At 50.2% G+C, this 8,163-nt stretch carries 6 protein-coding genes; 3 read left to right on the top strand and 3 right to left on the bottom strand.

Annotation, left to right across the window (positions count from 1 at the left end; translation table 11 throughout):
* Window positions 1–190: 190 nt before the first annotated feature.
* The 3 genes from K2I50_RS06080 to K2I50_RS06070 form a co-directional block, all read right to left on the bottom strand.
* On the bottom strand, window positions 191–1,051 hold the full coding sequence (locus K2I50_RS06080) for a sigma-70 family RNA polymerase sigma factor (RefSeq protein ID WP_068961290.1): 861 nt from the start codon (window positions 1,049–1,051) through the stop codon (window positions 191–193).
* A 303-nt stretch (window positions 1,052–1,354) separates the two neighbouring features.
* On the bottom strand, window positions 1,355–2,905 hold the full coding sequence (locus K2I50_RS06075; RefSeq protein ID WP_301025313.1) for a Do family serine endopeptidase: 1,551 nt from the start codon (window positions 2,903–2,905) through the stop codon (window positions 1,355–1,357).
* Between the two features lie 321 nt (window positions 2,906–3,226).
* The gene (locus K2I50_RS06070; RefSeq protein WP_301025312.1) at window positions 3,227–4,306 is read right to left on the bottom strand and encodes a M20 family metallo-hydrolase; all 1,080 of its coding nucleotides are present in this window, start codon (window positions 4,304–4,306) and stop codon (window positions 3,227–3,229) included.
* Window positions 4,307–4,622: 316 nt separating this feature from the next.
* On the opposite strand from K2I50_RS06070, the gene K2I50_RS06065 reads away from it, so the two are divergent.
* From K2I50_RS06065 to K2I50_RS06055, 3 genes are read left to right on the top strand one after another with little or no spacing between them, the layout of a single operon-like run.
* Window positions 4,623–5,417: a gluconate 5-dehydrogenase gene (locus K2I50_RS06065; RefSeq protein ID WP_135957113.1), complete on the top strand. Its 795-nt coding sequence runs from the start codon at window positions 4,623–4,625 to the stop codon at window positions 5,415–5,417.
* A gap of 3 nt (window positions 5,418–5,420) precedes the next feature.
* Complete coding sequence (locus K2I50_RS06060; RefSeq protein WP_301025311.1) at window positions 5,421–6,650, top strand: BT3233 family polysaccharide utilization protein; 1,230 nt, start codon at window positions 5,421–5,423, stop codon at window positions 6,648–6,650.
* A gap of 34 nt (window positions 6,651–6,684) precedes the next feature.
* Window positions 6,685–8,085, top strand: coding sequence for a PTS galactitol transporter subunit IIC (locus K2I50_RS06055; RefSeq protein WP_301025310.1), 1,401 nt, complete (start codon window positions 6,685–6,687; stop codon window positions 8,083–8,085).
* Window positions 8,086–8,163: the final 78 nt, after the last annotated feature.

The raw sequence follows: 8,163 nt of genomic DNA, 5'->3' as shown, positions 1-8,163 counted from the left end.
TGGCGCTTTTTGCCTTGTTCTTCAGTCACGTAGCTACGGCTACGCTCCATCATCACAAGACAAAAATCACTCAGAGAGATGCGACCCCAGCGTTAACAAATATTGGGGAACGGGGTCTAAAGAAAGGCTGCTATACGAAAAATCGGATAGCAGCCTTTTTATTTCATTGAGGCTGATGTTGCAGCCTTGCTTATTGTCCGAGATATGTTTTCAGCAATTTGCTCTTCTGACCTTTCAGCCGTCTGATTGCTTTTTCCTTAATCTGGCGTACACGTTCGCGGGTTAGGTCGAATTTGGCACCGATTTCCTCAAGAGTCATTTCCTGGCAACCTATGCCGAAGAACATTTTCAGAATCTCGCGCTCACGCTCATGCAGTTGCATAAGAGCACGGTCTACTTCTTTCGACAAGGATTCCTGGTTGAGGGTAGCGTCGGCCATAGGCGAATCATCGTTGGTGAGGACATCGAGCAGACTGTTGTCCTCTCCCTCTACGAATGGAGCGTCAACCGATATGTGTCGTCCCTGCACCTTGAGGGTATCGGCGATTTTCTCTACGGGCACATCAAGTACGTCGGCAAGCTCGTCGGCCGAAGGGCGACGTTCGTTTTCCTGCTCGAATTTGGAAAGAGCCTTGCCGATTTTATTGAGCGATCCTACCTGGTTGAGCGGCAGACGTACGATACGCGACTGCTCGGCAAGAGCCTGAAGTATCGACTGGCGTATCCACCATACGGCATAAGATATGAATTTGAAACCTCTGGTTTCGTCAAATTTCTGTGCTGCCTTTATCAGACCAAGGTTGCCCTCGTTGATAAGGTCGGGAAGAGAGAGGCCTTGATTCTGGTATTGCTTGGCAACCGATACAACAAATCGCAGGTTGGCACGCGTCAGTTTGTCAAGAGCTCTCGCATCGCCCTGGCGTATGCGCTGAGCCAGCTCTACCTCTTCTTCTACCGAGATTAAATCCTCACGGCCAATCTCTTGAAGATATTTATCGAGCGACGCGCTCTCACGATTTGTGATTGACTTGGTTATCTTTAATTGTCTCATCTGTAATTACACACGATATTAAGCACGCAAAGTTACAAAAAAACAGACAGAGATTTCCTGCTTTTAAGTAAATTTCACTATTAACGATATGAAAAAATCAAAACTCTCGTCAAACTCCTGAAAAGAAAGCCCGGACTGACCTCCTTTTACGGAAGCCCGTCCGGGCCGGATATCTGAATTAGGGGTTCGTATCAGTATAACACCTATGTGGATTTAAAGTGATTTTATTTACAGAAATTCAATAAATAATAGTACACATTAACTCCGATGCGGTTGTTATGGCCGAATCCCGTATGTCTGTCATCAGTCGGTGAGGTCTACGGCATAATATACGCGGCGTCCGGTGGGATATACACCTGTAATGAACATAACCTTGTCGGTATCGCTGCTCTTCATTATCGCGTCGTATATTTTTTCCACATCGTCCTGAGTGCGTACACGCATATTGTTTATGTCAAGCACGATGAATCCGTTCTTGATTCCGGCGTCTTTGAATTTTCCATCTTTCAGGCCGCTGACCTTAAGTCCTGATGAAAGCTGGTACTCTTTCTTTTCCTTGTCGGTGAGAGGTGCGAACGCGCAACCGAGCGCCGAAATATTGCCGGCCTGAGTCACTTTGGTATTGCCCTGGTTGTTGCGCAGGGTAACAGAGGCCGAGGCAATTTTGTTGTCACGCACATATTTGAGTGTAATCTTGTCGCCGGGGCGGTACTTGCTTATCTCTCCCTGGAGCTGGGCCGTATTGTGGGTCGGCACATTATTTATGGCGATTATGATGTCGTTGGCTTTGATTCCGGCCTCCATCGCGGCACTCTGGTCCATTACCTCGCCCACGAGTATACCGTCGTTAGTGGCCGTGATGTTTTTCTCTTTGGCCATCTGCGGAGTCAGTTCGGTAAACGCGATGCCTAAAATAGCACGTTGTACAGTGCCGTATTGACGAAGGTCGGTAACGATTTTTGTCACTATGGTCGCCGGTATCGCAAACGAGCATCCTGCGTAGTTGCCCGTCTGGGAATAGATGGCGGTATTGATACCGATGAGTTCGCCGTTGATGTTCACCAGTGCGCCGCCTGAGTTGCCGGGATTCACGGCCGCATCGGTCTGGATGTAGCTCTCTATACCCATCCTGCCATTATGTGCGGCGCTCTGCATACCTCTGGCTTTGGCGCTTACTATACCGGTTGTGACAGTCGAGGTGAAGCCAAACGGGTTGCCGACAGCGAGCACCCACTCGCCTACACGCAGTTTGTCGCTGTCGCCGAATGGTATTACATGGAGGCCGTTCTCCTCGATTTTAAGGAGAGCTACATCGGTCGACGGGTCTGTGCCGATTACTTTTGCATTGTATATGCGGTTGTCGTTGAGAGTCACCTCCAGGCGGTCGGCTCCATCGATTACATGGTTGTTGGTCACGATATATCCGTCGGCGCTGATTATCACTCCGGAGCCGAGGCCTTTCTGTACTTCATCTTTTTCGTTGCCCTGCTGTTGAGGCTGCTGGCGGCGCGGTTGCTGACCGCCGAATGGGCTGCCGAAGAAGAATTCAAACGGGTCGATATATTGGCCTCCGCCCTGTGAATATTGCTGACGGTTGCTGTAGCTCTTTATTGACACTACACCATTGATAGTGGATTCTGCCGCATGTGTGAAGTCGGTAGGAGGAGTCACTGTGTTTGCTACCGTGTAGAATGCACCGCCGGAGTGCGACGATCCATCTTCATTGAAGAGTGCGGTTACTGATTGTGCCACACTGTCGGTACGGTCGATACTGTTGACTGCCAGCATAGTGATGGCTGAGCTGGCCACGGCTACGCCACAGGCCAGTAAAGCTGTTTTTGCGTACAGGTTCATAGTTGAATATGATTGATTTGTTTTGTTTTCGGAATCGGTAAATCTATTTGTCAATTCATTGCATTGAGAGTAATATGCTTTCAGGACTCACATCCTTTTCAGGGGTGATATCCTGAGATATCTCAAATGTTAAAATCAAAAATCCATTATGTTAAAATTTAACGTTTAAATGATTTGACGCAAAAATAACGCTTTAGTTTAAATCAATAGTACACCTCTCATCAACCTTAAATCTATTTAATACTACCACCGCTGAAATTAAGTGAAATTGACATATTAAATGTGAAAATCAATTAAATCCGTCGGTGTGATGCTTTGCCGCTACAATTTCAGACCATCAAGTATGCGGGTATACACCGCTATTGCCCCTCGTATTTCCGAGAGCAGGATGTATTCGTCGGGTGTATGTGACCGGGCAGAATCTCCGGGGCCGCATTTCACCGAAGGCCATGGCATGAGAGCCTGGTCGCTGAGGGTAGGCGAGCCGAATGGCTCAAGTCCCATCATTGCCAGGCGCTCTACGATTGGATGGTCCGCCGGTATCGACGATGGATTCAGTCGCGTAGAGCGTGGTGTCAATGTGCATCCCGGCACTCTGGCGCGCATCATTTCCAAAGTATCTGTATTGGAATAAGCATCGGTAGTGCGCACATCCACTACAAACCTGCAAATATCGGGCACGACATTGTGCTGAGTGCCTGCCTCAATCTGAGTTACCGATATCTTTACCGGACCGAGTGTCGGCGACACCTTATCAAACTGCATTTCACGTAGTGTTTCAATTACACCCACAGCTTTGTATATTGCATTGACCCCTTCGTCGCGTGCAGCATGTCCAGCCACACCGTGTACCTCTCCGTCAAGCACCATGAGGCCCTTCTCTGCGATAGCCGGTCGCATCCCGGTAGGCTCTCCTACGATGGCTACATCAATTCTTGGCAACACTTTGAGAGCCGACTCGATTCCGTCACGTCCGCTCACCTCCTCTTCGGCTGAGGCAAGCATCACAAGATTGTAGGCCTTAGGCTTTCCGGCAATATATGCGAAAGCCGCTATGAGCGACACCAGCGACGCACCGGCGTCGTTGCTACCCAGACCGTACATACGGCCCGTATCCTCGTCTTCATCCGGTGAGTATGGGTCGCGCGTCCATCCCGCGACGGGTTTTACCGTATCGATATGTGAGTTTAAAAGGATGGTCGGTTTATCCGGCTCGTATCCCGGAGCCACAGCCCATACATTATTGCCATGTCGCGATGGCTTGAGGCCAAGGCCGGCAAGACATGTCTCGACTATGTCAGCCGCAGCATTCTCGTTTCGGCTTGTAGAGGGTGTGGATATTAGGTTGCGCAGAAGGTCGACAGCCATATAGTAAAGCTCGTCGATATCAAATTCGTCCATAAGTCAGGGTAATTTTATGTCAGCTAAGAAACTAAGATTTTGAGAGAGAAAGTCAGATGGATTTTCATTTGCGATGTCATCAATGAAGTCGCTTTGCTTGCAAAGAACGAGCGTAGCCGTCGCTACGTTACAGAAGAGCCAAAAAAAAGGCACCGGCAGACTCCTCAAAACCAAAGTGATATGAATTTTAAACAGTTTCTAATGGCAAAATTACGAAATTCCGAGGTCTCTTATGGGAAATTTTGATAAATTTGCAGATACGTTAACCGGAATCTGGTATAGTATTCCAAATTCATAGACAGATATAGTATAAATCATGGTGAATTTCTCTCTCGAAGGGCGTATTGCCCTCGTTACCGGTGCCGCATATGGTATCGGTCTGGCTATTGCTCAGGCTTATGCCGAAGCTGGTGCTAAAATTGTGTTTAACTGTTCGCGACAGGAGACAGTCGACCGCGGACTAAAAGCCTACCGCGACCTTGGAATCGACGCAAAGGGCTACGTATGCGATGTCACCGACGAAGAAGCGGTAAAAGCTATGGTCGCCGACATCGAAAAGACAGTAGGTACAATTGACATTCTCGTCAATAACGCAGGTATAATCAAGCGCATACCTATGGAAGAAATGGATGTTGAGGATTTCCGCCGCGTAGTCGATGTCGACCTTATAGCTCCGTTTATAGTATCGAAGGCTGTGATTCCCGGCATGATACGCAAAGGCCACGGCAAGATTATCAATGTATGCTCAATGATGAGCGAGCTTGGCCGGGAGACTGTGAGTGCCTACGCCGCCGCAAAGGGTGGCCTGAAGATGCTCACACGCAATATATGCTCTGAATATGGCGAGGCCAACATCCAGTGCAACGGTATAGGCCCCGGATATATCGCCACCGAGCAGACCGCGCCATTGCGCGAGCGTCAGGCCGACGGCTCTCGCCATCCTTTTGACCAGTTTATCGTGTCAAAGACTCCTGCCGGACGATGGGGCACTCCTGAAGACCTTATGGGTCCTGCCGTATTCCTTGCTTCCGACGCCTCCGACTTTGTCAACGGACATATCCTCTATGTCGATGGTGGCATACTTGCTTATATAGGAAAGCAGCCAAAGTAAACCATGCGCTTCAGTCTTCTGATATCCTTCGGAATAGCATCTGTCATTACCGGATGCTCTAATCCGGCTGCGATAGAGATAAGCAACACTCTTGATGAGGAGCGGAATGGCGAAATTGTGGAAATCCCGATGGCGGATCTTTCTCTGCCACACGGACGTCCGTTCGTACTGCGTGATGCTTCAGGCGCCGAAATCCCTTATCAGCTTACATATGACAGTCTGCTGATATTTCCTGCGACAGTCGCACCCCTCGCCACCGCGGTATATTATATAGAGGAAGGCGTGCCCGCCACGGTCGATACAGTGGCGGTAGGGCGTGTTTATCCCGACCGTGCCGACGATCTCGTATGGGAAAACCAATGGTCAGGCTATCGCGCATACGGTCCGGCCTATCAGGCCAACGGCGGTATGGTATTCGGCTATGATATCCATACCAAAAGTGTCGACTATCCTGCCGTCGACGAGCGTTACACACGTGAACGCACTCAGGCCAACTGGGACCGTCTGCGCAGACTCCGGGAAGAGGGGCGCAGTGAAGAGGCCGACTCTCTGCAGCGCTGGATTTCATACCATGTCGACAGCGGCACCGGTATGGACCCCTATACAGTTGGGCCTACGCTTGGTGCCGGAGCGTCGGCATTCATGATGGCCGACTCGGCTCTGGTATATCCGCGTAGCTATAAGTCATGTCAGATTCTTGACAACGGTCCTCTGAGATTCACTGTCGACATGACTTTCGGAGCTTTGGCAGTAGGCGGCGACAGTTCGGTAATCGAGCATCGTCTTCTTACTCTCGACTCTGGAGCTCTGCTTAACCGTACGGTATTGCGCTATGACAGTCTTTCCGACTCCCGGACGCTTGCCACCGGCATTGTCGTACACAGGCAGAATCCGGATGGAAGTATGTCAGACCCAGATTTGAATATTATAGCCTATGCCGATTCTACCGACAATCCCCGTGCCGGAAACGGTGTGATATATATCGGAGCCTTCATCCCTGAGACAGCAGGCGCTCCTCAGCCGACTGTGGCTTTTCTCCCGTTGCCTGAAATGAGAGCCGATGCCATAGGGCATACGGCGCTGCTCAGCAGTTATTCACCGGGAAGTGAGTACACATATTATTGGGGGTCGGGATGGAGCAAGCACGACATACCTGCGCCTGAATCTTGGATGGAACTCGTGCGGTCGTTTGCGCGCCGGGTCAACTCACCGCTGAAGGTGACAGTAAGATAATGCATAATCATGATTATTAAACAAGCTCTAAATAATGGAAGAAGTATTTAAATATATTATCGGTCTGGGTGCGGCTGTGATGATGCCCATTATCTTTACGATACTCGGGCTATGTATCGGCATCCGAATTGGTGACGCTCTCAAAAGCGGCCTTAAAGTCGGAGTCGGCTTTGTCGGGCTTAGCATCGTGACAGCCCTTCTGACCACTACACTCGGACCTGCGCTCGACGGCGTGGTTGAGATATACGACCTGCAGCTCCATGTGTTCGATATGGGCTGGCCGGCGGCTGCGGCTGTGGCCTACAACACCGCGGTTGGAGCGTTTATCATTCCGGTGTGTCTGGGTGTCAACCTTCTGATGCTGGTGACACGCACTACACGCACAGTCAACATCGATCTCTGGAACTACTGGCATTTCGCCTTCATCGGAGCTGTGGTATACTTTGCGAGCGGCTCGCTTGCCATGGGCTTTTTCGGAGCCATTGTATGCTATATAATCACTCTGGTGATTGCCGATATGACAGCCTCTAAATTCCAGCAGTTCTACAATGGCATGGAGGGTATATCAGTGCCACAGCCGTTCTGTGCCGGTTTTGCACCCTTTGCGTGGCTTATAAACAAGGCTCTTGACCGCATTCCCGGTATGAATCGCCTTGAGATTGATGCCGAAGGTCTCAAAAAGAAATTCGGTCTTCTTGGCGAACCGCTTTTCCTGGGTGTGGTGGTAGGCATAGGCATAGGTTGCCTTACATGCCGCTCATGGGGCGAGATATCGGGCCGGATTCCTTATATCCTTGGTCTTGGTATAAAGATGGGTGCAGTGATGGAACTTATACCGCGTATCACGGTACTGTTTATCGAAGGACTTAAGCCTATATCCGATGCCACACGTTCGCTTATAGCGCGTAAATTCAAGGGCGCCGAGGGACTCTCCATCGGTATGAGCCCGGCCCTGGTCATAGGCCATCCGACCACACTTGTGGTATCGCTGCTCCTTATCCCCGTGACATTGCTCCTCGCCGTAGTTCTGCCCGGCAATCAGTTTCTCCCCCTGGCATCGCTCGCCGGCATGTTCTATGTGTTCCCGCTTGTGCTCCCTTTCACAAAAGGCAATGTGGTGAAGACATTTATCGTGGGCCTGGTAGTGATGGTGATTGCGCTTTATTCGGTCACTGCACTCGCCTCGTGGTTCTCGCTTGCGGCCCGCGACGTATATGCCGCCACCGGCGACAGTGCCGTAGCTATTCCTCAGGGATTTGAGGGCGGAAGTCTCGATTTTGCCGGAAGTCCGATGGCATGGATTGTATTCCAGTTCACTCATAATATGGGGTATGTCGGTATCGGACTGATATCGCTTTTTACCATGGGTATGGTGGCATGGAACAGATTCAGAATCGCCGGCTCTTCTTCAGCCCGCGAGCCGGAAACAGTATAATAGACTAAGAGCTTGTTTAATAATAAATGTTGCCGCCAGGGTCGTATAGCTTGAGACGATTTTCGACATGTGACGAAG

It is taken from the genome of Muribaculum sp. (assembly GCF_029051885.1).
Lineage (GTDB): Bacteria > Bacteroidota > Bacteroidia > Bacteroidales > Muribaculaceae > Muribaculum.
The sequence above is the reverse complement of the archived record's forward strand: the minus strand, read 5'-3'. Positions and strand labels throughout refer to the sequence as shown.